Raw genomic sequence first — 22,959 nt, 5'->3', positions numbered from 1 at the left:
GTGAGCGGATTGCCCGTTACGTCCAGTGATCCCCGTACGACAAACGGGTGAACGTCACGAACTGCCGCACACGCCGGGTCGCACGCCTCACCACCCGGCCGCTCACGCGCCCCGGCGTACGCCCTTCGCCAGGTCGCCTGCCAGTTCCCGTACGGCGTCCAGGCCGGCGGCCTCGTCGGGCGCGTCCAGCATCCGCTTCACGAACGCGGAGCCGACGATCACGCCGTCGGCGAACCCGGCGACCTCCGCGGCCTGCTCGGCGTTGGAGACGCCGAGGCCGACGCAGACCGGCAGGCCCGAGCCCGTGGCCCGGGTGCGTTCCACCAGGTCCTGGGCCTGCGCTCCCACCGATTCCCGGGTGCCCGTGACACCCATCAGCGAAGCCGCGTAGACGAAGCCGCTGCCCGCCGCGGTGATCTCCGCGAGCCGGGCGTCCTTGCTGCTGGGCGCGACCACGAAGACCGTGCCGAGCCCGTGCTTCTCCGCGTGTTCCCTCCACAGCGCCGACTCCTGGACGGGCAGGTCGGGCAGGATGCAGCCCGCGCCGCCCGCCTGAGCGAGCTCGGCCGTGAAGCGCTCGACGCCGTAGCGGTCGATGGGGTTCCAGTACGTCATGACGAGCACCGGCTTCCCGGTGGCCTCGTACGCCTCACGGACCGTACGCATCACGTCGGCGATCTTGACGCCGCCCCGCAGGGCGATGTCGTCGGCGGTCTGGATGACGGGGCCGTCCAGGACCGGGTCGCTGTGCGGCAGCCCGACCTCGACGACGTCGGCGCCGCCCTCGAAGACGGCCTTGATGGCGGCGATCCCGCCGTCGACGGTCGGGAACCCGGCCGGCAGATAGGCGATCAGCGCGGACCGCCCCTCCGCCTTGGCGGCGGCGAGGGTGTCACTCAACAGCTGGATGTTCCCGCTCACTTGGCGTCCCCCTCGATCTCGGCGAGATCGGCCGCGTCGGCGGCGACCTCGGCGTCGGCACCACTGTCGTACAGGCCGAAGTAGCGCGCGGCCGTGTCCATGTCCTTGTCGCCGCGCCCGGACAGGTTGACGACGATCAGCCCGTCCTCGCCCAGTTCCCTGCCGACCTCCAGGGCGCCGGCGAGCGCGTGGGCGCTCTCGATCGCCGGGATGATGCCCTCGGTGCGCGACAGCAGACGCAGTGCCTGCATGGCCGCGTCGTCCGTGACGGCGCGGTACTCGCCGCGGCCGCTGTCCTTGAGGTAGGCGTGCTCGGGCCCGATGCCCGGGTAGTCGAGGCCGGCCGAGATCGAGTACGGCTCGGTGATCTGGCCTTCCTCGTCCTGGAGGACGTACGAGCGCGAGCCGTGCAGGATGCCCGGCTCCCCGGCGGTCAGCGTCGCCGCGTGCTCGCCGGTCTCGATGCCGTGCCCGGCCGGCTCACAGCCGATCAGGCGTACGCCGGTGTCCGGGATGAAGGCGTGGAAGAGGCCGATGGCGTTCGATCCGCCGCCGACGCAGGCGACGGCCGCGTCGGGCAGCCGGCCGGCGCGTTCGAGGATCTGCCGCCTGGCCTCGACGCCGATGACCCGGTGGAAGTCGCGGACCATGGCGGGGAAGGGATGGGGCCCGGCGACGGTCCCGAAGAGGTAGTGGGTGCGGTCCACATTGGCGACCCAGTCCCGGAACGCCTCGTTGATGGCGTCCTTGAGGGTCCGGGAGCCGGACTTCACGGCGACGACCTCGGCGCCGAGCATGCGCATCCTGGCGACGTTCAGGGCCTGCCGCCGGGTGTCGATCTCGCCCATGTAGATCGTGCAGTCGAGGCCGAAGAGCGCGCAGGCCGTGGCGGTGGCGACGCCGTGCTGGCCCGCTCCCGTCTCGGCGATCACCCGGGTCTTGCCCATGCGCTTGGTGAGCAGGGCCTGCCCGAGCACATTGTTGATCTTGTGCGACCCGGTGTGGTTCAGGTCCTCGCGCTTGAGGAAGACCCGGGCCCCGCCGGCGTGCTCGGCGAACCGGGGCACCTCGGTGAGCGAGCTGGGCCGCCCGGTGTAGTGGACGAGCAGATCGTCGAGCTCGCGCGCGAACTCGGGGTCGTGCTTGGCCTTGTCGTACTCCACGGCGACCTCGTCCACGGCGGCGACCAGCGCCTCCGGGATGAACTTGCCGCCGAACGCGCCGAAATACCCCTCGGCGCTGGGAACCTGACCCTCGGGGTCGGGAATGAAGAACTCACTGGACATGCGGATACCTCGCAGGGGCAGGGCCCCGTCGTTGGCCGGACTATGACTCGCAGTGATCACGTACACGCGCCGTCCGTGGCGCCGTCGAACCGTCGCCGCAGGGGACGGAACACCCGGCGGGTCGGGGAGGACGGACGCGGCTCAGCTGCCCACAGGGCGTCGGCGCGTACGTGTCCTGGGCCATCGCATGCCGTTCACCTGACCCGGCTCGTCACCGATGACATAGCGGACCCGGCGCCCGTGGACGCGACGGGCGGGCGCCCGGCAGCCACGGGGACGGCACCCGCGCGCGAGGCGGGCGTAGGGGTCCCTGGGGGTCATGGTGATCGAGAACATCGGGGCACAGCCTACCGGGACCGACTCACCCGTGTGGGCGACACCGGCCCCGGCCGACGGCACTCGGTCCGCCGCCCCGCACGCCGTCGCCCCGCACGCCGACGCCCCGGCCGGGGCGGACCCCGGCCGGTCGGCGGTGCGGGTGCGGTCGGTCATGGCCGGGTCAGCTCCGGCCGTGCCGCAGCGCCGGGTGCTCGCCCGCGGCCACGAGGTCGGCGACAGCGGTCTTGGGGTCCTTGCCGGTGACGAGGGACTCGCCCACGAGGACCGCGTCGGCGCCGGCGTTGGCGTAGGCGATGAGGTCGTGCGGGCCTCGGACGCCGGACTCGGCGATCTTGACGATGGAGTCGGGGATCTCGGGGGCGACCCGCTCGAACGTGGTGCGGTCGACCTCGAGGGTCTTGAGGTTGCGGGCGTTGACGCCGATCACCCGGGCGCCGGCGTCGACCGCGCGCTCGACCTCGTCCTCGTCGTGGACCTCGACGAGCGGGGTGAGCCCGATGGACTCGGCACGCTCGATCAGCGACTCCAGCGCCGACTGTTCGAGGGCCGCGACGATCAGCAGCGCCACGTCGGCGCCGTACGCCCGCGCCTCCCACAGCTGGTAGGAGGTGACGATGAAGTCCTTGCGCAGGACGGGGATGTCCACGCGGGCGCGGACGGCCTCCAGGTCGGCCAGCGAGCCGCCGAAGCGGCGCTGTTCGGTGAGGACGGAGATGACGGCCGCGCCGCCCGCCTCGTAGTCGGCCGCGAGCCCGGCCGGGTCGGCGATCGCGGCGAGCGCGCCCTTGGAGGGGCTGGAACGCTTGACCTCGCAGATCACCTTGACGCCGTCGCCGCGCAGCGCGGCCGCGCCGTCCTTGGCTGCCGGAGCCTTCGCCGCGCGCTCCTTGAGCTCGTCGAGGCTGACGCGCGCCTGCCGCTCCGCGAGGTCGGCACGGACTCCGTCGATGATCTCGTCGAGCACACTCACGCGAGCGGCCCCCTTTCAGACGGTGAAACGGTGGAAACGGCAAAAATCAATGACAACGTTTGACGGTCATGTGTTGACAGTCGAGCGGTTCTCAGGGTTCAGGCAGTTCACTGCGATGGTATCCGGAGGAGGGCGTAGGCCTCGCATCCGGTTGACGGCGGTCCCATTACCTGGACGTTCGCCGTTCGATCAAGGATGGAGCCAGCCACCGAACGGCAGGTTCCGGACAACCGTGAAGACCAGCGCCAACGCGCCGACCGACCACGCCTGAACGGTCCCGAAGCGAAGGCGCAGGGGTCGTCCGCGCGCCACCTGGACCACCCAGACGGTCCACAGCACCGCGAACCCCAGGAAGCCCACGACCGCCAGCGCGTTGTTCGTGAGCGCGGTCGCGAGGTCGCCGTGCGCGAAGGCGTGCGCGCTGCGCAGACCGCCGCAGCCGGGGCAGTAGAGGCCGGTGAAGCGCCACAGCGGGCAGACCGGGTAGTGGCCGGGTTCGTTGGGGTCCACGGCCGCGACGTACGCGAAGGCGCCGCCGACGGCCGTGAGCACCCCGGCGGGCACCCAGAGCCCGCGCAAGGCGCGGCTCCGCTGTGGCGCGGGCGGTGCGGTCTCGACGTTCACACACCGCATTCTGCCCCGCGCGGGCCGTACACGCGCACGAGGGGCGGTCCGGCGGTTCGTACCGCCGGACCGCCCCTCCCGCTGACGTCAGCTCTGGGCGGCGGCCGGCTCGGCGGTCGTCGTGGTGTTGGCGCGCACCGCCGCCGTCTCGTACACGGCGTGCGCGTCCTTCGGCTGGCCCATGCCCATGGCGCGCATGACCATGCCGACGACGCCGCCGAGGACGACGATGACCATGCCGGCCCAGAATCCCAGCGGCTGGGCCATCACCATGTAGGCGCCCGAGACGCAGAAACCGATGAAGGCGATGGTGACGCCGGTCCAGGCGGCCGGGGTGTGACCGTGGCTGCTGCCCGCCATGACTTGCTCCTCGTTGTTCATTGCGTCGTGCTCGGTGCGTGACGCTCGATGCCTGTGCTGAGTCGGACGCTCGTCGTCCATTGTTCCGTACGGATACGGGTGCCATGAGCGGGGGTGTCCACTCTCACGTTCCCGATGCGTGCCCGCGCGGTCCGGCGTGTCAGGCCGGGTCGGGTCCCGTCGGGTCCTCGCCGCGGTCCAGGGCCTTCCACATGTCCTCGGGCCGGTCGGGGTCGACCGGCCTGGCCTTGCGGGGGCGGGGGGTGCCGTCGCGCTCGTAGCGGCCGGACATCGTGGGCCACTGCCGTCCGTAGCGCAGGGCGAGCAGTCCGGCGAGCAGGATGAGCGCGCCGCCGGCGGCCGCGACGTACGGCCAGCCGGTGTGGCTGAGCGCGTCGACGGTCGCGGCGGTGTCGCCGGAGGCCTCGGCCGCCTTGTCGTCGAGCGCCGAGCTGTCGTACGCGCCGAGCAGCGCGGCGGCGATGGTGCCCGCGCCGGAGAGGGCGAGCAGGGCGGCGACCAGGACGCGCCCGGACCGGCGCACGGCGAAGACGGCGACGAGCGCGGCGAGGCCCACCACGGCGAGGGACGCCGGGACGCCGGTGACGTCGCTGCCCCTGGCGGTCAGCGGGAAGGAGCCGCCGGCCACCGTGATGGTGCCCTCCGACCAGCGCTGCCGGGTGGCGAGCAGCGCGACGGCCGCGCCGAGGGCACCGCTGAGCAGTGCCAGGGCGAGGCTGCGCCGGCCGGAGTGGTGGGACGCGGGTTCGGAACGGGGGTCAGGACTTGCGGTCACGTGCTCCACTATCGCCTGCGCCCCGGGTGGGTCGTCACCCGGGGCCACGTGAGAAGCGCCCTATTGTCCGAGTCGGTTGGCCGTGTGCACCGCCCTCAGGACCGCTGCCGCCTTGTTGCGGCATTCGGTGTCCTCGGCGACGGGGTCGGAGTCGGCGACGATGCCGGCTCCGGCCTGGACGTAGGCGGTGCCGTCCCTGAGGAGGGCCGTCCGGATGGCGATGGCGGTGTCGGAGTCCCCGGCGAAGTCGAGGTAGCCGACGCAGCCGCCGTACAGGCCCCGGCGGGACGGCTCCAGTTCGTCGATGATCTGCATGGCTCGCGGCTTGGGAGCGCCGGAGAGGGTGCCGGCGGGGAAGCAGGCGGTGAGGACGTCGAAGGCGGTGCGGCCCGGCGCGACCCGGCCGGTGACGGTGGACACGATGTGCATGACGTGCGAGTAGCGCTCGACCGACATGAAGTCGACGACCTCGACCGAGCCCGGTTCGCAGACCCGGCCCAGGTCGTTGCGCCCCAGGTCGACGAGCATCAGGTGCTCGGCGCGCTCCTTGGGGTCGGCGAGCAGCTCGTCGGCGAGGGCCTGGTCCTCCTGCGGGGTGGCGCCCCGGTGCCGGGTGCCGGCGATGGGGTGGACCATGGCCCGTCCGTCCTCGACCTTGACCAGGGCCTCGGGGGAGGAGCCGACGACGTCGAAGCCGTCGAAGCGGAACAGGTACATGTACGGGGAGGGGTTGGTGGCCCTCAGGACCCGGTAGACGTCCAACGCGCTTGCCGTGCACGGGGTTTCGAAGCGCTGGGAGGGGACGACCTGGAAGGCTTCGCCTGCCCGGATGCGCTCCTTGATGTCCTCGACGGCCTCCTGGAAGTCGGGGCCGCCCCACAGCGCGGTGTACTCGGGCAGCTCGGACGGCGGGAGGGCCGCCGGGGGCTGCGCCACGGGCCGGGCGAGGTCGGCCTCCATGGCGTCGAGACGGGCGACGGCGTCGGCGTGGGCCTCGTCGACGCCGGTGTCCAGGTCGTTGTGGTTGATGGCGTTCGCGATCAGCAGGACCGAGCCCTCCCAGTGGTCCATGACCGCCAGGTCGCTGGTCAGCAGCATGGTCAGCTCGGGGAGCTTGAGGTCGTCCCGCTCGCCGGGGCCGATCTTCTCCAGGCGGCGCACGATGTCGTAGCCGAGGTAGCCGACCATGCCGCCGGTGAAGGGCGGCATGCCTTCCTGGTGCGGGGTGTGGAGCGCCTCGATGGTGGCGCGCAGCGCGGCGAGGGGGTCGCCGTCGGCGGGGACGCCGACGGGCGGGGTGCCGAGCCAGTGGGCCTGGCCGTCGCGGGCGGTGAGGGTGGCGTGGCTGCGAACGCCCACGAAGGAGTAGCGGGACCACGAGCGGCCGTTCTCGGCGGACTCCAGCAGGAAGGTGCCGGGGCGCTCGGCGGCGAGCTTGCGGTAGAGCCCGACGGGGGTGTCGCCGTCGGCGAGGAGCTTGCGGCTGACGGGGATGACACGACGGTCGGTGGCCAGCTTGCGGAACGTCTCGAGGTCCATGGCGGCTGACCTTACTGATCCAGTGACGGTACGTCGGAATCGGCGGCGCCCGGGGCGCCCTCCACGGCCTTGAGGACGTCCTCGTCGAAGCAGGTGCGGTCGCCGGTGTGGCAGGCGGCGCCGACCTGGTCGACCTTGACGAGGACGGTGTCGGCGTCGCAGTCCAGGCTGACGGACTTCACCCACTGGAAGTGGCCGGAGGTGTCGCCCTTGACCCAGTACTCGCGGCGGCTGCGCGACCAGTAGGTGCAGCGCCCGGTGGTGAGGGTGCGGTGCAGGGCCTCGTCGTCCATCCAGCCGAGCATGAGCACCTCACCGGTGTCGTACTGCTGGGCGATGGCGGGCAGGAGCCCGTCGACGCCGCGCTTGAGGCGGGCGGCGATCTCGGGGTCCAGCGCGCTGGGGGTGCCGGGGCCGGCGGGGGCTCCGGGACCGAGGGGGCTGCTGGAGGACGGCGTGCTGGTCATGCGTGCCATTGTGCCGCGCCGCGCCGACCGGCCTCGTCCGTTGTCCACAGGCCGGACCTGTTTGTCGTACGAACGCCGCTCCGGCCGGGAGCCCGTGCCGCCCCGGCCCGGGGCGGCTCGCCGCGTCCAGGCCGGACCTGCGCTGGGCGCGGCGCCGACACGGTCGTAGGCTGGCTGGCATGTCGACCCATGCCAAGCGTGAACGGCTTCTCTTCGCCGACCTGTTGGAGACCGCGGGCCCCGAGGCCCCCACCCTGTGCGAGGGCTGGACGACCCGTGATCTGGCCGCGCACGTGGTGGTGCGCGAGCGCCGCCCCGACGCGGCCGGGGGCATCCTCATCAAGCAGCTCGCGTCGCGCCTGGACCGGGTGATGGAGGAGTTCGCCGCGAAGCCGTACGAGGAGCTGATCCAGCTCGTCCGTACCGGTCCGCCGCGTTTCTCGCCCTTCTCCCTCAAGCAGATCGACGAGGCCTCGAACACGATCGAGTTCTACGTCCACACCGAGGACATCCGCCGCGCCCAGCCCGAGTGGACCCCGCGCGAGCTCGACCAGGTCTTCCAGGACGCCCTGTGGTCCCGTCTGGAGCGCACCGCCCGCCTCATGGGCCGTGGCGCCCCCACCGGTCTGGTCCTGCGCCGCCCCGACGGTCAGACGGCGGTGGCCCATCGTGGCGCCCCGGTCGTCACCGTCACCGGTGAGCCCTCCGAGCTGCTGCTGTTCCTGTACGGCCGCCAGCAGGTGGCCGACGTGGAGCTGGAGGGCGAGAAGGAGGCGATCACCAAGCTGCACGAGACGAAGCAGTTGGGGATCTGAAGCGGAGTCGCGGCTCGTGCACCCCGGGTGGTGAGCCCCGGCCGCCTGGTGCGCGGGGCTTACCCAGTGCCGCGACAGGCCACGTTCACCCCGTCGCGGCACAAGACGGTCCGGGGCGTCACCGTACGGCGTGCCCGGCCTCCCGCAGCGCGTCCTTGACCTCGCCGATGCGCAGGTCGCCGAAGTGGAAGACGGAGGCGGCGAGGACGGCGTCGGCGCCCGCCTCGATGGCCGGGGAGAAGTCGGCCAGTTTGCCGGCGCCGCCCGAGGCGATGACCGGGACGGTGACGTGTTTGCGGACGGCGGTGATCATCTCCAGGTCGTAGCCGTCCTTGGTGCCGTCCGCGTCCATCGAGTTGAGCAGGATCTCGCCCGCCCCCAGCTCGGCGGCCCGGTGGGCCCACTCGACGGCGTCGATGCCGGTGCCCTTGCGGCCGCCGTGGGTGGTGACCTCGAAGGAGCCGGAGTCGGTGCGGCGCGCGTCAACCGAGAGCACCAGCACCTGGCGGCCGAACCGCTCGGCGATCTCGCGGATCAGGTCGGGGCGGGCGATGGCGGCCGTGTTGACGCCGACCTTGTCCGCGCCGGCCCGCAGCAGCTTGTCGACATCCTCGGCGGTACGGACGCCGCCACCGACGGTCAGCGGGATGAAGACCTGCTCGGCGGTGCGGCGCACCACGTCGTAGGTGGTCTCGCGGTTGCCCGACGAGGCGGTGATGTCGAGGAACGTCAGCTCGTCGGCGCCCTCGGTGTCGTACACCTTCGCCATCTCGACGGGGTCGCCCGCGTCGCGAAGGTTCTGGAAGTTGACACCCTTGACGACCCGGCCGTTGTCCACGTCCAGGCAGGGGATGACTCGGACCGCCAGGGTCATGAATCCACGGCTCCTTAGAAAAACCCAGAAAGGCTCGGCCAGGCTCGCGAGAGGCCTAGCCCCGGAATGCTTCGATCTCTACTTCGACCAGGATGCGCGGGTCGACGAATCCCTCCACGACCAGCAGGGTCGCGGCCGGACGCACCGGGTCGAAGATCTCCTTGTGGGCCCGCCCCACGGCTTCCACGTCCCGCATGTGCGTCAGGTACATCCGCGTACGGATCACGGACCCGGCACCGAGTCCGAACTCGTCGAGCGCCTCGACCGCGCTGGTGAAGGCCACCTTGGCCTGCTCGTAGGGGTCGCCCTCCCCGTAGAGCACATCGCCCTTGAAGGCCGTCGTGCCCGCCACCAGGACGCGGTCGCCCGCCGCGACGGCGCGCGCGAAACCGAAGGACTCCTCCCAGGGACTCCCGCTCTGGACACGCCGTACGGCATCGGACGTCATGACGACACAGCCTCCAGGGCCTCTTCCAGGGTGAACGCCTTCGCGTACAGGGCCTTCCCGACGATGGACCCCTCGACACCGAGGGGCACCAGCTCGGCGATGGCCCGCAGGTCGTCGAGGGAGGAGACCCCGCCGGAGGCGACGACCGGGCGGTCGGTGGCCGCGCAGACGTTCCTCAGCAGCTCCAGGTTCGGGCCCTGGAGGGTGCCGTCCTTGGCGATGTCCGTGACCACGTACCGCGCGCAGCCCTCCTTGTCGAGGCGCTCCAGCGTCTCGTAGAGGTCGCCGCCGTCGCGGGTCCAGCCACGGCCCTTGAGCGTCGTGCCGCGTACGTCGAGGCCCACGGCGATCCGGTCGCCGTGCTCGGCGATGACCTTGGCGACCCACTCGGGGGTCTCCAGGGCGGCGGTGCCGAGGTTGACCCGGGTGCAGCCGGTGGCCAGGGCCTTCGCCAGGGAGGCGTCGTCCCGGATGCCGCCGGAGAGTTCGACCTTGATGTCCATGGCCCGGGTGACCTCGGCGACCAGGTCCCGGTTGTCGCCGGTGCCGAACGCGGCGTCCAGGTCGACCAGGTGCAGCCACTCGGCGCCCGCGCTCTGCCAGGAGAGCGCGGCCTGGAGCGGGGAGCCGTAGGAGGTCTCCGTGCCGGACTCGCCGTGGACGAGCCGGACCGCCTGGCCGTCACGGACGTCGACGGCGGGGAGGAGTTCGAGCTTTGCCATGGCTACAGGGTTCCGATCCAGTTGTTCAGCAGCTGGGCTCCGGCGTCGCCGGACTTCTCGGGGTGGAACTGGGTGGCCCACAGGGCGCCGTTCTCCACGGCCGCCACGAACGGCTTGCCGTGCGTGGACCACGTGACCTTGGGGCTGGTCAGGGTCGGGTTGTGCGTCTCCAGGGTCCAGTCGTGGACGGCGTAGGAGTGCACGAAGTAGAAGCGGGCGTCGGCGTCGAGGCCGGCGAACAGCTCGGTGCCGGCCGGGGCGTCGACGGTGTTCCAGCCCATGTGGGGCACGATCTCGGCCTGGAGCGGTTCGACCGCGCCGGGCCACTCGTCGAGGCCCTCGGTCTCCACGCCGTGCTCGATGCCGCGCGCGAAGAGGATCTGCATGCCGACGCAGATGCCCATCACCGGGCGGCCGCCGGAGAGGCGCCGGTCGATGATCCAGTCGCCGCGCGCCTCCTTGAGGCCCTTCATGCAGGCGGCGAAGGCGCCGACGCCGGGGACCAGCAGCCCGTCGGCGTTCATGGCCCTGTCGAAGTCACGTGTTATCTCGACCTCGGCGCCGGTGCGCGCGAGGGCGCGCTCGGCGGACCTCACGTTCCCGAAGCCGTAGTCGAAGACGACGACCTTCTTGGACGCGGTGCTCAATTCCACACCTCCAGCCGCAGGATGCCCGCGACGAGACACATCGCGGCGCCGATCGAGAGCAGCGTGATGAGGCTCTTGGGCATCTGCTGCTTGGCGAACGAGATGATCCCGCCGACCAGGAAGAGGCCGACGACGATCAGGACGGTGGACAGACCGTTCACAGCGCGCCCTTCGTGGAGGGCAGGATGCCGACCGCGCGCGGGTCGCGCTCGGAGGCGTAGCGCAGCGCCCGGGCCAACGCCTTGAACTGGCATTCGACGATGTGGTGGGCGTTGCGCCCGTACGGCACGTGGACGTGCAGCGCGATCTGGGCCTGGGCGACGAAGGACTCCAGGATGTGCCGGGTCATCGTGGTGTCGTACTCGCCGATCATCGGCGCCATCTTCTCGGGCTCGGTGTGCACGAGGTAGGGGCGGCCGGAGAGGTCGACGGTGACCTGGGCGAGGGACTCGTCCAGCGGGACCGTGCAGTTGCCGAAGCGGTAGATGCCCACCTTGTCGCCGAGGGCCTGCTTGAAGGCGGCGCCCAGCGCGAGGGCGGTGTCCTCGATGGTGTGGTGGGAGTCGATGTGCAGGTCGCCGTCGGTCTTCACGGTCAGGTCGAACAGACCGTGCCGGCCGAGCTGGTCGAGCATGTGGTCGTAGAAGCCGACCCCGGTGGAGATCTCCGTCCTGCCGGTGCCGTCGAGGTTGATCTCGACGAGGACCGAGGTCTCCTTCGTGGTCCGCTCGATCCTGCCGACGCGGCCTTCGCGAGTCATGCGCTCTGCTCCTTCTTCAGTTCACGTACCGCGTCGAGGAACGCGTCGTTCTCGGCGGGGGTCCCGGCGGTCACCCGCAGCCACCCCGGCACGCCGTTGTCCCGGACCAGGACGCCCCGGTCGAGGATCTTGCGCCAGATCTCGTGGGAGTCCTCGAACCTGCCGAACTGCACGAAGTTGGCGTCGGACTCGGTCACCTCGTAGCCGGTCGCGCGCAGCTCCTCGACCAGCCGGTCCCGCTCCGTCTTCAGCTGTTCGACATAGCCGAGGAGGGTGTCGGTGTGCTCCAGGGCGGCCAGCGCGGTGGCCTGCGTGACGGCGGAGAGGTGGTACGGCAGCCGGACGAGCTGGACCGCGTCGACGACCGCCGGGTGCGCGGCCAGGTAGCCGAGGCGGAGGCCCGCCGCGCCGAAGGCCTTGGACATCGTGCGCGAGACGACCAGATTCGGCCGCCCGTCGATGAGCGAGAGCAGCGAATCACCGTGGCTGAACTCGATGTACGCCTCGTCGACGACGACCATCGACGGCTTGGCGGCCTGCGCGGCCTCGTACAGCGCGAGCACGGTCTCCCGCGAGACCGCGTTGCCCGTGGGGTTGTTGGGGGTGGTGACGAAGACGACGTCGGGCCGGTGCTCGGCGATCGCCCTCTCGGCGGCGGCGAGGTCGATGGTGAAGTCGTCGTTGCGCGGCCCGGAGAACCATCCCGTGCCCGTGCCGCGCGCGATCAGCCCGTGCATGGAGTAGGACGGCTCGAAACCGATCGCGCTGCGGCCGGGCCCGCCGAAGGTCTGCAGCAACTGCTGGATGACCTCGTTGGATCCGTTGGCCGCCCACACGTTCGCCACGCCGACCTCGTACCCGGACGTCTTCGTCAGGTACTCGGCGAGCCGCGTCCGCAGCTCCACCGCGTCCCGGTCCGGGTAGCGGTTGAGGTGCCGGGCCGCCTCCCGCACCCGCTCGGTGATCCGCTCGACGAGCGGCTCGGGCAGGGGGTACGGGTTCTCGTTGGTGTTCAGGCGTACGGGGACGTCGAGCTGGGGCGCGCCGTAGGGGCTCTTGCCGCGCAGTTCGTCCCGTACGGGGAGATCGTCGATTCCGAAGCTCACTTGCCAGGTACCTTCCAGCCGAACCTTGCCTTGATCGCCGCGCCGTGCGCGGGGAGGTCCTCCGCCTCCGCCAGCGTCACCACGTGGTGCGCGACCTCGGCCAGCGCGTCCTCGGTGTAGTCGACGATGTGGATGCCGCGCAGGAAGGACTGGACGGACAGACCGGAGGAGTGGCAGGCGCAGCCGCCGGTCGGGAGCACGTGGTTGGAGCCGGCCGCGTAGTCGCCCAGCGAGACCGGCGCCCAGGGGCCGATGAAGATCGCGCCCGCGTTGACGACGCGCTCGGCGACCCGGGCGGCGTCGGCCGTCTGGATCTCCAGGTGCTCGGCGCCGTAGGCGTTGACGACGCGCAGGCCCTCGTCGACGCCGTCGACCAGGACGATCGCGGACTGGCGTCCGGCCAGGGCGGGCCGGACGCGGTCCTCGATGTGCTTGGTGGCCTCGACCTGCGGCTGGAGCTCCTTCTCGACCGCGTCGGCGAGCGCGACGGAGTCGGTGACGAGCACGGCGGCGGCGAGCGGGTCGTGCTCGGCCTGGCTGATCAGGTCGGCGGCGACGTGCACCGGGTCGGCGGTGTCGTCGGCGAGGACCGCGATCTCGGTCGGGCCCGCCTCGGAGTCGATGCCGATGACGCCGGTGAAGTACCGCTTGGCGGCGGCCACCCAGATGTTGCCCGGCCCGGTGACCATGGGGGCGGGCGGGCAGGACTCGGTGCCGTACGCGAACATCGCGACGGCGGTGGCGCCGCCGGCCGCGTAGACCTCGTCGACGCCGAGCAGGGCGCAGGCGGCCAGGATCGTGGGGTGCGGGAGCCCGTCGAACTCGGCCTGGGCCGGCGAGGCGAGGGCGATCGAGCCGACTCCGGCCTCCTGTGCCGGGACCACGTTCATGATCACGGACGAGGGGTAGACGGACCGGCCGCCGGGGGCGTAGAGGCCGACGCGCTCGACCGGCACCCATTTCTCGGTGACGGTGCCGCCGGGGACGACCTGGGTGGTGCGGTTGGTGCGGCGCTGCTCGCGGTGGACGATGCGGGCGCGCCGGATCGACTCCTCCAGAGCCGCGCGGACGGCCGGGTCGAGCTGCTCCAGGGCCTCGGTGAGGGCCTCGGCCGGGACTCGCACGGAGGTCAGACGTACCCCGTCGAACTTCTCCGCGAAGTCGATCAGCGCCGCGTCTCCCCGATGATGCACGGCCTCGCAGATCGGACGCACCTTCTCCAGGGCGGCCGAGACGTCGAAGTCGGCTCGGGGCAGCAGGTCGCGCAGGGCGGGTCCCTCGGGGAGGGCGTCGCCGCGCAGATCGATTCGGGAGATCACAGGCCCAATTCTCTCAGACCCGCGTCGGCGGCCGTCCGCGCGTTCCAATGGCTGATACGGGCCCGCGCGGGAACCCGGAAGATCCTCTTCACGTCTAGCGTTCAGGCCGTCACTCAGCGGGCATCACCAGCGTAAACAGTTGCGCGATACACGTGAATGCCGAGGACGGGGGAAGGAAGAGTCGTGAGCGAGGGGCCCGGCATCCGGGACGACGGGGAACTGCCGGACGACCTGACCGCCGCCGAAGCGGGCATGTGGCAGGCCTTCCGCAACGGCAGTGTGTACGACCTGCGGGACGGGGACGTCGCCGTGGACGATCCGCACGGCGGCCACCCCTGGGGCCCCGAGCGGACCGTGCGGGCCCGGATCGTGGCCTGGCTGCTGCTGGACGGACCGCCCGCGCTGGCCGGCCGGGTGTCCGCGCTGAAGCTGGTCGGCGTCCAGATCAAGGGCGTCCTGGAGCTCGCGGGCGGCCAGGTGGTGCCGTACGTGGAGATGAAGGGCTGCCGGTTCGAGAAGGAGATCCTGCTGCCGGAGGCCCGGTTCACGACCTTGCGGCTGGTGGACTGCTCGGTGCCCCGGCTGGAGGCCGCCCGGCTGCACACGGAGGGCGATCTGCATCTGCCGCGCTGCCGGTTCCACAACGGGGTGCGGCTGGCGGACGCCCAGATCGGCACCGATCTGCTGCTCAACCAGGCGGTCGTCTACCGCGACCGGCACGGCCGCTCGCTCTCCGCCGACGGGCTGACCGTCGCCCAGGACGTCCAGGCCGAGATGCTGGAGTCGCACGGCGAGCTGAGTCTGCGCGGCGCGACGGTCGGCGCCTCGCTCAGCCTGCGCGGCAGCCGACTCGCCAACCCCTACGGCCGCCTCGCGCTGAACGCGCCGCAGTTGACCGTCGAGCGCACCCTGTACCTGACCCCGGCCGGCATCGGCAATCCGCTGCACACCAGCGGCAGCACACCCGCGCGCGGGACCCGTGTGCAGCGCTTCGAGTGCCAGGGCGGGATCCGGCTGGACGACGGGCGGTTCGGGGACTCCGTCGACCTGGAGCGGGCCCGGTTCACCTTCACGGACGAACAGGAGCTGTCGCTGCGCCGCGTGCAGGTGCCCGAGCTGCGGTTCCTCGGGGAGAGACCCGAGCGCGGCAAGGTCGTCCTGTCGGGGGCCCGCGTCGGCGTCCTGATCGACAACTCGGGCAGCTGGCCCGGGCCCGGCAACCTCCACATGGGCGGCTTCCAGTACGAGACCCTGGTGCCGCGCGACCGGTTTCCGCTGGCCAGGAGGTTGGAGTGGGTGGCGGCCGCGACCGCCGAGTACAGCCCGGAGCCGTACGAGCGGCTGGCGACCGTGCTGCGGGCCGGCGGGGACGACGAGGGCGCCCGCGAGGTGCTCCTCGCCAAGCAGCGCCACCGGCGGGAGAACCTGCCGCTCGCGGCCAAGCTCTGGGGGTACGCGCAGGACTGGACGGTCGCGTACGGGTACCGGCCGGGCCGGGCCGCGGTGTGGATGGCGTTGCTGTGGGCGTTGACCTCGTACGCCTTCTCGCACGCCGACCATCCGCCGATGAAGAGCGGCGAGCATCCGCACTGGGACCCGTCCCTGTTCGCCCTGGACCTGCTGTTGCCGGTCATCGACCTCGGCCAGGTCGGCTACTGGCAGCTGCGGGGCGGCTGGCAGTGGCTGGCGGCGGTGGTCATCATCCTGGGCTGGATCCTGGCGACGACGGTGGCGGCGGGCGCCACCCGCCTCTTGAGCAGGAACTGACCGATTCCGCTCGGAAGTCGACCGGCGATTTCGACCTGATCTCCGAAGCAGACAACCTGACTCGCTCTCTCTCCGTCTTCGTACCGGAACATCAACTCGCGAAACCACGACGGTGAGCACCCGGACCGCGGGAGCGGCACCGGGCAAGGCGCAAAGGGGGGCCAGGCGCCATGGATCCGCTGCGTGCGCTCATCCGTACGGCCCGGATGGCACGCCACACCTCACGGCTCGCCGCGGGGCTGCCCGCCGACGACGAGGTGCTGCTCGACGCCCCCGACGAGCGGCTCGGGCCCGCGCTGGTGGCGGCCGGCCGCGGTGACCACACTCCCGTGGCGAAGCTGCTGGCGACCACCCGGGAGGCCGCCGAGTGGGAGAACCGCGACCGGTACGCGCTACGGCTCGCCGCGTTCGCCCACGCGCGCGACGAGTGGCTGCGGACCTGGCACCGGGCCGCACCGCACGACCCGGACGTCCTGCTGATCAGGGCCGAACTGGCGGTGGCCCGCGGCTGGCGCTCCCCCGCCCGGGCCGAACTGCTGCGCGAGGCCGGCCCGTTGATCACGGCGGCGGCCGAGGGCGAGCCCCGCGATCCGGTGCCCTGGCGGATCGCCCTCGACCACGCCCGGGGCACGGGGCTCGGTCACACCGGCTTCGAGCAGCTGTGGACGGAGGCGGTCCGCCGCTCCCCGCACCACTACGGCTGTCATGTCTCGGCCCTGAAGTACCTGTCCGCCGCGTGGTACGGCTCGCACCGCGAGTGCTTCGACTTCGCCGAGCGGGCCGCCGAGGACGCGCTCCCCGGGTCCCTCGTCCGGGCCCTGCCGGTGCGGGCGGCCTTCGCGTACCTCGCCGACGGCGGCGGAGCCACGATCCCGCGCGCCCGCCTGGACCGGGCGGCTGACGGAGCGATCGCGCTCTCCGCCGAGTACGGGCCCGGCGATCCGTGGCCGGCCGAGGTCCGCAACCTGCTGACCTACGTCCTGGTCCGGCTGGAACGCTGGTCCGACGCCCTGGCCCAGCTGCGCATGATCGGCCCGTACGCCACGTCCTTCCCCTGGGACCGGGTGTCGGACGATCCGCTGGGCCAGTTCCTCCAGTTGCGGGACGGCGTGCGGCTGGAGGTGGCGTGCTCGATCCCGCTGCGCGCGCGGCCGCGGAGGCCGGGGCGGGCCGAAGGATAGCTCCGGCGGGAGGTCACCAAACGAGTACGGACGAACGCGCCCGCCCCGGCGACCATTAGGCTCTGGCCTCGTGACCACCGTCCGGCTGCCGCTCTTCCCCCTGAACTCGGTGTTGTACCCGGGGCTCGTGCTACCTCTGAACATCTTCGAGGAGCGCTATCGCGCCATGATGCGCGAGTTGCTGAAGACCCCCGAGGACCAACCCCGCCGCTTCGCCGTGGTCGCCATCCGCGACGGCCACGAGGTCGCGCCGAGCGCCCCGGGCATGCCCGATCCGACCGCGCTGCCCGACCGGGGCCCCACGGCGGGCTTCGGCGAGGAACCGACCAAGGCGTTCCACTCCGTGGGCTGTATCGCGGACGCGGCCACCATCCGGGAGCGCGACAACGGCACGTACGAGGTCCTCGCGACCGGTACCACCCGCGTGCGCCTGCTCTCGGTGGACGCCACGGGTCCGTTCCTGGTGGCGGACCTGGAGGAGTTGCCGGAGGACGCGGGCGACGAGGCGGGCGCGCTCGCCGAGGGTGTCCTGCGGGCGTTCCGCCAGTACCAGAAGCGGCTCGCGGGCGCCCGGGAGCGCTCACTGTCGACGGGTGCCGACCTGCCCGACGAGCCGGCCGTCGTCTCGTACCTGGTCGCCGCGGCGATGATGCTCGACACGCCCGCCAAGCAGCGGCTCCTCCAGGCCCCCGACACGGCGTCCCGGCTGCGTGACGAGCTGAAACTCCTGCGCGCCGAGTCCGCGATCATCCGTAGTCTGCCGTCGTTGCCCGCGTCGGAGCTGACGCGGAGTCCGACGAGCCTCAACTGACGTACACGAGAAGGCCGATGGCGAAGAAGTCGAAGAAGCAGCGGGCGGGTGGCACGCCCGCGACGGTGGCCCTGACGGCGGCGGGCGTGGAGTTCACCGTGCACGCCTACGAGCACGATCCGGCGCATCCCTCCTACGGCGAGGAGGCGGCCGAGGCGATGGGCGTGTCGCCCGAGCGGGTCTTCAAGACGCTGGTCGCGGACGTCGACGGCGCCCTCGTGGTGGCGGTCGTGCCGGTGGCGGGCTCGCTGGATCTGAAGTCGCTGGCGACGGCGGTCGGCGGCAAGCGGGCGGCGATGGCCGATCCCACGCTCGCGGAGCGCACGACGGGCTATGTCCGTGGCGGTATCTCCCCCCTCGGCCAGCGCAAGAGGCTCCGCACGGTGCTGGACGCGTCGGCGGACGCGCACGCCACGATCTGCGTGTCGGCCGGGCGGCGGGGCCTGGAGGTCGAGCTGTCCCCGGGGGACCTCGCGAAGCTCACGGAGGCGGTGTCGGCGCCGATCGCCCGCGCGTGACCCTCCGGGCCGGGGGGGCGGCGCGTTTCGACTGCGGCCCGGCGGGGCTTCTCGCGCAGTTCTCCGCGCCCCTGAAAAGCAGGGGCTGCGTCCCGTGCTTTTCAGCCCGCGGTCCCCGTCGCCTTGCGGGCCTGCAGCACCCGAACCCCCGGAGCTACGAGGCGCCCGGCAACGTCACACGACCGGCGCGCCGTAGCCGTCCTTCTCCGGCTCGGGCTCGAACGGCTCGGGGTCGCGCGGACCGAACAACGCCGTCAGCCCGAGGTGGACCAGCAGCGCTGCGAGCGGCCACGCCAGCAGCGCACCCTTCGCCGCGAGCTTCAGCGGCGCCGAGAACGTCACCCCCTGCCCGGCCTCCTCGGCCCGCGCGGCGACATCGGTCCCGGGCCCGAGCCACACCCCGAGCCGCCACGCCAGCACGGCCCCGAGCAGCCCGCCGACCATGAGCGCCACGACCAGCGGCACCCCGCCACGCCGGCGCAACAGGAACACGACGAGCGCGCTCAGCGCCCCGGCGCCCAGGGCCAGCAGCGTGAACGTTCCGTCGACACCCACGGCCTGCTCGCCCTCGGTGTCCTTGAAGTAGACCGCCGACCCGTCGGAGACGAGCGGTACGTGCGGCGCGAGCCACCACCACAGGACGCCCAGCAGCGCGCCACCGAGCAGCGCCGTGACCACGGTGACGACGGCGGCCTCGATCAACTCGGTCCTCAGACCGGGGCCGGTCGGCTTCTCCGGCCCGTACCAGGGTTCCGCCCCGCCCCCACCGCTGGTGGGCGGCGGAGCCCAGGGGTCGTTCGGGGACTGGTCGTGCGGCGGCGGTGGAGGAGTCAACGGTGCGGTCACCCTGCCATCGTGCCAGGCCCGGCCGCGCGCCGCGTCACCGGACGGCGGCCCGCCGGTAGGCCCAGGTGGCGACGGCGAGCGAGACCACCCCGACCCCCGCGCACACGGCGAGGTCCCCGAGCACGAACGCCCAGTCGGGGTTCGGCCCGAAGGTCCGCGCGAAGGCCTCCACGCCGTACGTCGACGGCAGCAGGTCCCTGGCGAACTGGACGAAGCCCGGCATCCGGTCGGCGGGCAGCACGCCCAGCAGCAGCGCCGCCGACATGCCGAGCTGTCCGAGGACGGTGGCGAGTTCCGGGCGCGGGGCGAGCAGCCCCAGCGCGGCGCCCAGGCCGGCGAGGGCGGCCCCGGCGAGCGGGATCACGGCGGCGAGCACCCAGAGGTGGGTCAGCGGCAGCCCGAAGAGCACACAGCCGAAGACGGCGGTCACGACGGTCCCCGGCACGGTGAAGGAGGCGTACGCCCCCGCCGCGCCCAGTACCACGGCCGCCGGCGGCACCGGCAGGGTCGCGTAGTGGTCGAGCCCGCCGTTGGAGCGCAGCTGCCCGAAGTACTGGGCCAGCAGGTTCAGCGCGACGAAGGCGACGACGAGCACCGCCGAACCGGCGACCACGGCGTGCGCCTCGGCCCCGCCGTCCACCACACCGCGCATCAGGACCATGATCCCGATCGACTGGAAGGTGGCCACGAACAGCAGCGGGATCCGCGCGACCCGCGCCCGGGACAGCTGCGCCCGGTACACCGCGCAGAGCGACGGCCACAGGCGCGCGCGGGGCCCGAGCTCGGCGGCTCGGCGCTCCACGCGCTCCTCCACGGCCAGGGCCTTGCCCGGCAGGATCTCGGCGGGTACGACACTCACGTCGAGCTGCTCCTCTTCGCTTCGGCTGTCGCCCATTTTCGTACGGCTGCGGCAGCCCTGTCGTTCACCTTCGCACCGACTGCTCTCCGGCTCACGCCCGCGTCCCTCACTGCTTGACCAGTCCCTGGGCGCTGCCCGCGCTGCCGCCGAGCGCCAGATAGACGTCCTCCAGGCTCGGCGTGGCGAGGGTGAAGTCGTCGAGCGCCACGAAGGCCGCGCCCCCGGTCACGGTGGCCACCACGGCACGCGCCTCCTCGGGCGCGAGCCGGAGGGTCCAACGGCGCCCGGACTCCACGGCGCGCGGGCGCAGCGCCACGACCTCGGGGACGTCCAGCGGGGCCTTCTCCCGCCACACCAGTTCGACCCGCACTTCGCCCGCGACCTGCTCCTTCAGCCCGGTCGGCGAGTCGCAGGCGATGACCCGGCCCTGGTCGAGGACGGCGACCCGGTCGAGCACGGTCTCGGCCTCGATGACGTTGTGGGTGACCAGCAGGACGGTGGTGCCGGACTCGGCGCGCCGCCGGTCGACGGCGGCCCACACGGCGCGCCGGGCCACCGGGTCCATACCGCTGGTCGGCTCGTCGAGCACGAGCAGCGGACGCTCCCCGACGAGGGCGGTGGCGAAACAGGCGAGCCGCCGCTGCCCGCCGGACAGCTTCTTCAGCGGCCGCGCGGCGAGCCCGGTCAGCCCCAGTTCCTCCAGCACCGCGTCCCGCTCGGCGCGCGCCCGCCGTACATCCAGCCCGCGCAGCCGTCCGGTGGTCTCCGCGGCGAGCGCCACGGTGAGCTCGTCCAGGGCGGTCGACTCCTGTCCCAGATAGGCGAGGATCCGCGAGGCCCGCTCCGGGTGCCGCACGATGTCGTGGCCCAGGATCTCGACGGTGCCGTCATCGGGCCGCATCAGCCCGGTCAGCTGCCGTACGAGCGTGGTCTTGCCCGCCCCGTTGGGTCCGAGCAGCCCGAAGATCTCCCCGCGCCGGACCTCCAGCGCCACCGCGTCGTTGGCCCGCACCTCGGGGGTCCCCGGCGTCCCGCGCCGTCCCCGGGTCGCCGGATACGTCTTGGTGAGGCCCCGCACAGCACACACGACATCCTCACCATGCCGGACCGCCTGTGCCGTACGCGTACTCACGAGGGACGAGCCTACGGGGTCATGGGTGCCGATTTCCTTCCGGGTCACCCAGCCGCGCCCTGAAGGGGCGCGGGGCTGTCACACATGCGGCTCCGCCGCGTGGGCGCGACCAGCCACAATCCACCTGCAGCCGCCCACGAACAGGCACCCCCGAGCTACACGGGGTCCCTAACGCTCCCCCGCCGGCGCGTGCTCGACCCCCGTACGCACATCGATCTCCCGCCAGAACCCGGCCCTGATCGCGTACCGGTCGTGCTCGTCGATCTGGTCGTCCTTGTGCGCCAGCAACCCGAACCGCGCGGCGTACCGCAGCAACTCCCCGTCCACCCGATGCGGCACCCGGGGATACATCCCCGACAGTTTCTGCAGGTGCGACTGGTCGGTCAGCCGGGCCATCCACCGCCGGGCGAACACCTGCCCGACCTCGAAGGGATCGCCCCCCACGGTCGTGATGTCCTCCTCCCGGTCGGCCCACCGCTGCTCCGCCGTCGTCAGCTGCGCCAGTGTCGGCATCGCCGCGGCCTCCGGCGGCTCCGCGGCGCCCCCGGGCCGGTCCACCCAGCCCTTGTCGGAGGACCACCGGAGCGTGGCGGTGGCCGGATGCTGCACGGCGTGCGCTCCGGGCCCGCGCATCGCCGCCAGGTCCTTGGGCGTCGGTACGCCCTTGGGCGCGGCCGCCCGTTCCTCGCTCCCGTTGCGCGAGGCGTCGGCCACCGACGCGTGCTCGGGCTCTCCGGGGGCCCGTTCGGCCGCCGCAGCGAGCGCCGACTCGGGCAGCGGCGCCGACAGGATCGCGGCGATCTCCGGCCGCGGCACCCGCTGGGGCGCGCAGATCCCGCCGATGTCCTTGGCGCGCACGGCCTTGGTGATCCACATCCGGTCGAGCACCCGCCGCTCGTCGGCCTCGGCCACCAGGTCCTCGGACTGGTTGTAGTCGCCGTCGGCCGCCTGCACCGCCCACAGGTGTACGGCGACGCCGTGCTCCTTGGCGGCCATCATGCCCGGCAGCAGATCCCCGTCGCCGGTCACGAGGACCACGTCGGAGCAGGCGCGGTTGCGGGCCAGTTCGGTCAGTTCGGCGTGCATGGCGGCGTCCACGCCCTTCTGCGCCCAGCGCCCGTCGCTACGGGTCAGCGCGCCCAGCCGGACGGTCACCCGGGGCATCACGCGCAGCCGGCGGTGCTCGGGCTGCGGGACCCGGTCGGGGGCACCGTCGAACCAGTAGATGCGCAGCAACGGCCGTTCGGTGTCGGCCTCGGCGCGCTCGCGCAGCCCCTGGATGAGGGCGGCGTGATCGACGGTGATGCGGGAGCGGGAGGGTTCCCCGGCGAGGAGGCTGGCGGCCGCGCCGAGCAGATACCCGGCGTCCACCAGGACGATGCAGCGGTCCACGCGATCCACCCTCTTTCCGGGAGGTTTGCTTCGGGCTTCCTTCGAGTCTGCCCGACCGCGCGGAGGTTAACGGCCGGAACTCGATCTTCGGCGTGGCGTATCCGGGCGTGCCCCCGTGGCGGCGGCCCACGGTCCGACAACTCTCGTCACGGACGGTGATTTTCCGAAATGCGTGCCTTCTCATGCTATGTGAGTCTGGTCGCGGCCCTGGCCCCTAGATCCCCCACAGGAGGCAGATCACCATGGCCAAGAACAAGAAACAGGACCGTAAGCAGCCGCAGTCCGAGCGTGGTCAGCAGCAGGCCCAGCAGTCCTCGCTGGAGTCGCAGGCCGAGCAGCGCGCGACCCAGGTGACACCCGGCGACATGGCTCGCAAGGGACGGCAGAAGCGCTTCGGTCACAACTGACATCCGCGCGGAGGGCTGTTGCAGCCCAGGTACACCGAGGGGCGCGTCCGAAC

The 22,959-nt window shown here is 72.3% G+C and carries 27 protein-coding genes; 6 read left to right on the top strand and 21 right to left on the bottom strand.

Annotation, left to right across the window (positions count from 1 at the left end):
* Window positions 1-102 precede the first annotated feature (102 nt).
* The 9 genes from trpA to hisI all read right to left on the bottom strand — a co-directional run bounded on the left by trpA (window position 103) and on the right by hisI (window position 7,302).
* The gene (gene trpA, locus K1J60_RS33505) at window positions 103-921 is read right to left on the bottom strand and encodes a tryptophan synthase subunit alpha (RefSeq protein ID WP_220649477.1); all 819 of its coding nucleotides are present in this window, start codon (window positions 919-921) and stop codon (window positions 103-105) included.
* Window positions 918-2,207 (bottom strand): tryptophan synthase subunit beta, encoded by a 1,290-nt coding sequence (trpB, locus tag K1J60_RS33500; protein WP_220649476.1) that lies wholly within the window; start codon window positions 2,205-2,207, stop codon window positions 918-920. Before trpB ends, trpA begins: the two co-directional genes overlap by 4 nt.
* A 141-nt stretch (window positions 2,208-2,348) precedes the next feature.
* Complete coding sequence (gene trpM, locus K1J60_RS46940; protein WP_398684319.1) at window positions 2,349-2,528, bottom strand: tryptophan biosynthesis modulator TrpM; 180 nt, start codon at window positions 2,526-2,528, stop codon at window positions 2,349-2,351.
* A 178-nt stretch (window positions 2,529-2,706) separates the two neighbouring features.
* Window positions 2,707-3,516, bottom strand: a complete 810-nt coding sequence (trpC, locus tag K1J60_RS33495; protein WP_033528077.1) for an indole-3-glycerol phosphate synthase TrpC — start codon at window positions 3,514-3,516, stop codon at window positions 2,707-2,709.
* A 189-nt stretch (window positions 3,517-3,705) separates the two neighbouring features.
* Window positions 3,706-4,149: a DUF2752 domain-containing protein gene (locus K1J60_RS33490; RefSeq protein ID WP_220649475.1), complete on the bottom strand. Its 444-nt coding sequence runs from the start codon at window positions 4,147-4,149 to the stop codon at window positions 3,706-3,708.
* A gap of 78 nt (window positions 4,150-4,227) precedes the next feature.
* Window positions 4,228-4,500, bottom strand: coding sequence for an HGxxPAAW family protein (locus tag K1J60_RS33485; protein ID WP_220649474.1), 273 nt, complete (start codon window positions 4,498-4,500; stop codon window positions 4,228-4,230).
* A gap of 160 nt (window positions 4,501-4,660) precedes the next feature.
* Entirely contained in the window at window positions 4,661-5,305 is a 645-nt protein-coding gene (locus K1J60_RS33480) for a TIGR02234 family membrane protein (protein ID WP_220649473.1), read from the bottom strand.
* 51 nt (window positions 5,306-5,356) lie between these two features.
* Entirely contained in the window at window positions 5,357-6,835 is a 1,479-nt protein-coding gene (locus tag K1J60_RS33475; protein WP_220649472.1) for an anthranilate synthase component I, read from the bottom strand.
* An 11-nt stretch (window positions 6,836-6,846) separates the two neighbouring features.
* A complete protein-coding gene (gene hisI, locus K1J60_RS33470; protein ID WP_220649471.1) occupies window positions 6,847-7,302 on the bottom strand; it encodes a phosphoribosyl-AMP cyclohydrolase in 456 nt (151 codons plus the stop codon).
* Window positions 7,303-7,481: 179 nt separating this feature from the next.
* On the opposite strand from hisI, the gene K1J60_RS33465 reads away from it, so the two are divergent.
* A complete protein-coding gene (locus K1J60_RS33465) occupies window positions 7,482-8,117 on the top strand; it encodes a TIGR03085 family metal-binding protein (protein ID WP_220649470.1) in 636 nt (211 codons plus the stop codon).
* A 118-nt stretch (window positions 8,118-8,235) separates the two neighbouring features.
* Here the strand turns inward: K1J60_RS33465 and hisF are convergent, their stop codons facing one another.
* From hisF to hisD, 8 genes are read right to left on the bottom strand one after another with little or no spacing between them, the layout of a single operon-like run.
* Window positions 8,236-8,991 carry an imidazole glycerol phosphate synthase subunit HisF gene (hisF, locus tag K1J60_RS33460; RefSeq protein WP_220649469.1) on the bottom strand — a complete coding sequence of 252 codons (756 nt, stop codon included), beginning with the start codon at window positions 8,989-8,991 and terminating at the stop codon, window positions 8,236-8,238.
* A 55-nt stretch (window positions 8,992-9,046) separates the two neighbouring features.
* Window positions 9,047-9,439, bottom strand: a complete 393-nt coding sequence (locus K1J60_RS33455; protein ID WP_220649468.1) for a RidA family protein — start codon at window positions 9,437-9,439, stop codon at window positions 9,047-9,049.
* Complete coding sequence (gene priA, locus K1J60_RS33450) at window positions 9,436-10,161, bottom strand: bifunctional 1-(5-phosphoribosyl)-5-((5-phosphoribosylamino)methylideneamino)imidazole-4-carboxamide isomerase/phosphoribosylanthranilate isomerase PriA (protein ID WP_033528084.1); 726 nt, start codon at window positions 10,159-10,161, stop codon at window positions 9,436-9,438. The genes K1J60_RS33455 and priA overlap by 4 nt, the downstream gene beginning before the upstream one ends.
* A 2-nt stretch (window positions 10,162-10,163) precedes the next feature.
* Window positions 10,164-10,814: an imidazole glycerol phosphate synthase subunit HisH gene (hisH, locus tag K1J60_RS33445; protein ID WP_033528085.1), complete on the bottom strand. Its 651-nt coding sequence runs from the start codon at window positions 10,812-10,814 to the stop codon at window positions 10,164-10,166.
* Window positions 10,805-10,969 carry a hypothetical protein gene (locus tag K1J60_RS33440; protein WP_033528086.1) on the bottom strand — a complete coding sequence of 55 codons (165 nt, stop codon included), beginning with the start codon at window positions 10,967-10,969 and terminating at the stop codon, window positions 10,805-10,807. Before K1J60_RS33440 ends, hisH begins: the two co-directional genes overlap by 10 nt.
* Window positions 10,966-11,568: an imidazoleglycerol-phosphate dehydratase HisB gene (gene hisB / locus K1J60_RS33435; protein WP_220649467.1), complete on the bottom strand. Its 603-nt coding sequence runs from the start codon at window positions 11,566-11,568 to the stop codon at window positions 10,966-10,968. The genes K1J60_RS33440 and hisB overlap by 4 nt, the downstream gene beginning before the upstream one ends.
* Entirely contained in the window at window positions 11,565-12,674 is a 1,110-nt protein-coding gene (locus K1J60_RS33430) for a histidinol-phosphate transaminase (RefSeq protein ID WP_220649466.1), read from the bottom strand. Before K1J60_RS33430 ends, hisB begins: the two co-directional genes overlap by 4 nt.
* The gene (gene hisD, locus K1J60_RS33425) at window positions 12,671-13,993 is read right to left on the bottom strand and encodes a histidinol dehydrogenase (protein ID WP_220649465.1); all 1,323 of its coding nucleotides are present in this window, start codon (window positions 13,991-13,993) and stop codon (window positions 12,671-12,673) included. Before hisD ends, K1J60_RS33430 begins: the two co-directional genes overlap by 4 nt.
* 183 nt (window positions 13,994-14,176) lie before the next feature.
* Here hisD and K1J60_RS33420 point away from each other — a divergent pair, with 183 nt between their 5' ends.
* From K1J60_RS33420 to ybaK, 4 genes are all read left to right on the top strand, one after another.
* Window positions 14,177-15,760 (top strand): oxidoreductase, encoded by a 1,584-nt coding sequence (locus K1J60_RS33420; RefSeq protein WP_220649464.1) that lies wholly within the window; start codon window positions 14,177-14,179, stop codon window positions 15,758-15,760.
* 170 nt (window positions 15,761-15,930) lie between these two features.
* Window positions 15,931-16,941 (top strand): hypothetical protein, encoded by a 1,011-nt coding sequence (locus K1J60_RS33415; RefSeq protein ID WP_220649463.1) that lies wholly within the window; start codon window positions 15,931-15,933, stop codon window positions 16,939-16,941.
* A gap of 70 nt (window positions 16,942-17,011) precedes the next feature.
* A complete protein-coding gene (locus K1J60_RS33410; protein ID WP_220649462.1) occupies window positions 17,012-17,752 on the top strand; it encodes an LON peptidase substrate-binding domain-containing protein in 741 nt (246 codons plus the stop codon).
* A gap of 17 nt (window positions 17,753-17,769) precedes the next feature.
* Window positions 17,770-18,270, top strand: a complete 501-nt coding sequence (gene ybaK / locus K1J60_RS33405) for a Cys-tRNA(Pro) deacylase (protein WP_220649461.1) — start codon at window positions 17,770-17,772, stop codon at window positions 18,268-18,270.
* Window positions 18,271-18,444: 174 nt separating this feature from the next.
* On the opposite strand, the gene K1J60_RS33400 is transcribed toward ybaK, so the two are convergent.
* From K1J60_RS33400 to K1J60_RS33385, 4 genes are all read right to left on the bottom strand, one after another.
* Window positions 18,445-19,116: a DUF2567 domain-containing protein gene (locus tag K1J60_RS33400; protein ID WP_220649460.1), complete on the bottom strand. Its 672-nt coding sequence runs from the start codon at window positions 19,114-19,116 to the stop codon at window positions 18,445-18,447.
* A gap of 34 nt (window positions 19,117-19,150) precedes the next feature.
* Window positions 19,151-20,011 (bottom strand): ABC transporter permease, encoded by an 861-nt coding sequence (locus tag K1J60_RS33395; protein WP_220649459.1) that lies wholly within the window; start codon window positions 20,009-20,011, stop codon window positions 19,151-19,153.
* Between the two features lie 70 nt (window positions 20,012-20,081).
* The gene (locus tag K1J60_RS33390) at window positions 20,082-21,107 is read right to left on the bottom strand and encodes an ABC transporter ATP-binding protein (RefSeq protein WP_220649458.1); all 1,026 of its coding nucleotides are present in this window, start codon (window positions 21,105-21,107) and stop codon (window positions 20,082-20,084) included.
* Between the two features lie 168 nt (window positions 21,108-21,275).
* Window positions 21,276-22,499 (bottom strand): NYN domain-containing protein, encoded by a 1,224-nt coding sequence (locus K1J60_RS33385; protein ID WP_220649457.1) that lies wholly within the window; start codon window positions 22,497-22,499, stop codon window positions 21,276-21,278.
* A gap of 242 nt (window positions 22,500-22,741) precedes the next feature.
* Here K1J60_RS33385 and K1J60_RS33380 point away from each other — a divergent pair, with 242 nt between their 5' ends.
* Window positions 22,742-22,906 carry a hypothetical protein gene (locus K1J60_RS33380; protein ID WP_086785843.1) on the top strand — a complete coding sequence of 55 codons (165 nt, stop codon included), beginning with the start codon at window positions 22,742-22,744 and terminating at the stop codon, window positions 22,904-22,906.
* Window positions 22,907-22,959 lie beyond the last annotated feature (53 nt).

It is taken from the genome of Streptomyces akebiae, from assembly GCF_019599145.1.
GTDB classification, from domain to species: domain Bacteria; phylum Actinomycetota; class Actinomycetes; order Streptomycetales; family Streptomycetaceae; genus Streptomyces; species Streptomyces akebiae.
This window is presented reverse-complemented; position numbering and strand designations above follow the sequence as displayed.

Excerpts from the sequence above, each read along its gene's own strand:
- K1J60_RS33380 (WP_086785843.1), top strand. The coding sequence starts at position 22,742 with ATGGCCAAGAACAAGAAACAGGACCGTAAGCAGCCGCAGTCCGAGCGT.
- K1J60_RS33485 (WP_220649474.1), bottom strand. The coding sequence starts at position 4,500 with ATGGCGGGCAGCAGCCACGGTCACACCCCGGCCGCCTGGACCGGCGTC.
- hisI (WP_220649471.1), bottom strand. The coding sequence starts at position 7,302 with ATGACCAGCACGCCGTCCTCCAGCAGCCCCCTCGGTCCCGGAGCCCCC.
- K1J60_RS33395 (WP_220649459.1), bottom strand. The coding sequence starts at position 20,011 with ATGGGCGACAGCCGAAGCGAAGAGGAGCAGCTCGACGTGAGTGTCGTA.
- trpM (WP_398684319.1), bottom strand. The coding sequence starts at position 2,528 with ATGACCCCCAGGGACCCCTACGCCCGCCTCGCGCGCGGGTGCCGTCCC.
- K1J60_RS33475 (WP_220649472.1), bottom strand. The coding sequence starts at position 6,835 with ATGGACCTCGAGACGTTCCGCAAGCTGGCCACCGACCGTCGTGTCATC.
- hisB (WP_220649467.1), bottom strand. The coding sequence starts at position 11,568 with ATGACTCGCGAAGGCCGCGTCGGCAGGATCGAGCGGACCACGAAGGAG.
- hisF (WP_220649469.1), bottom strand. The coding sequence starts at position 8,991 with ATGACCCTGGCGGTCCGAGTCATCCCCTGCCTGGACGTGGACAACGGC.
- K1J60_RS33490 (WP_220649475.1), bottom strand. The coding sequence starts at position 4,149 with ATGCGGTGTGTGAACGTCGAGACCGCACCGCCCGCGCCACAGCGGAGC.
- trpB (WP_220649476.1), bottom strand. The coding sequence starts at position 2,207 with ATGTCCAGTGAGTTCTTCATTCCCGACCCCGAGGGTCAGGTTCCCAGC.
- K1J60_RS33415 (WP_220649463.1), top strand. The coding sequence starts at position 15,931 with ATGGATCCGCTGCGTGCGCTCATCCGTACGGCCCGGATGGCACGCCAC.
- K1J60_RS33455 (WP_220649468.1), bottom strand. The coding sequence starts at position 9,439 with ATGACGTCCGATGCCGTACGGCGTGTCCAGAGCGGGAGTCCCTGGGAG.
- priA (WP_033528084.1), bottom strand. The coding sequence starts at position 10,161 with ATGGCAAAGCTCGAACTCCTCCCCGCCGTCGACGTCCGTGACGGCCAG.
- K1J60_RS33465 (WP_220649470.1), top strand. The coding sequence starts at position 7,482 with ATGTCGACCCATGCCAAGCGTGAACGGCTTCTCTTCGCCGACCTGTTG.
- ybaK (WP_220649461.1), top strand. The coding sequence starts at position 17,770 with ATGGCGAAGAAGTCGAAGAAGCAGCGGGCGGGTGGCACGCCCGCGACG.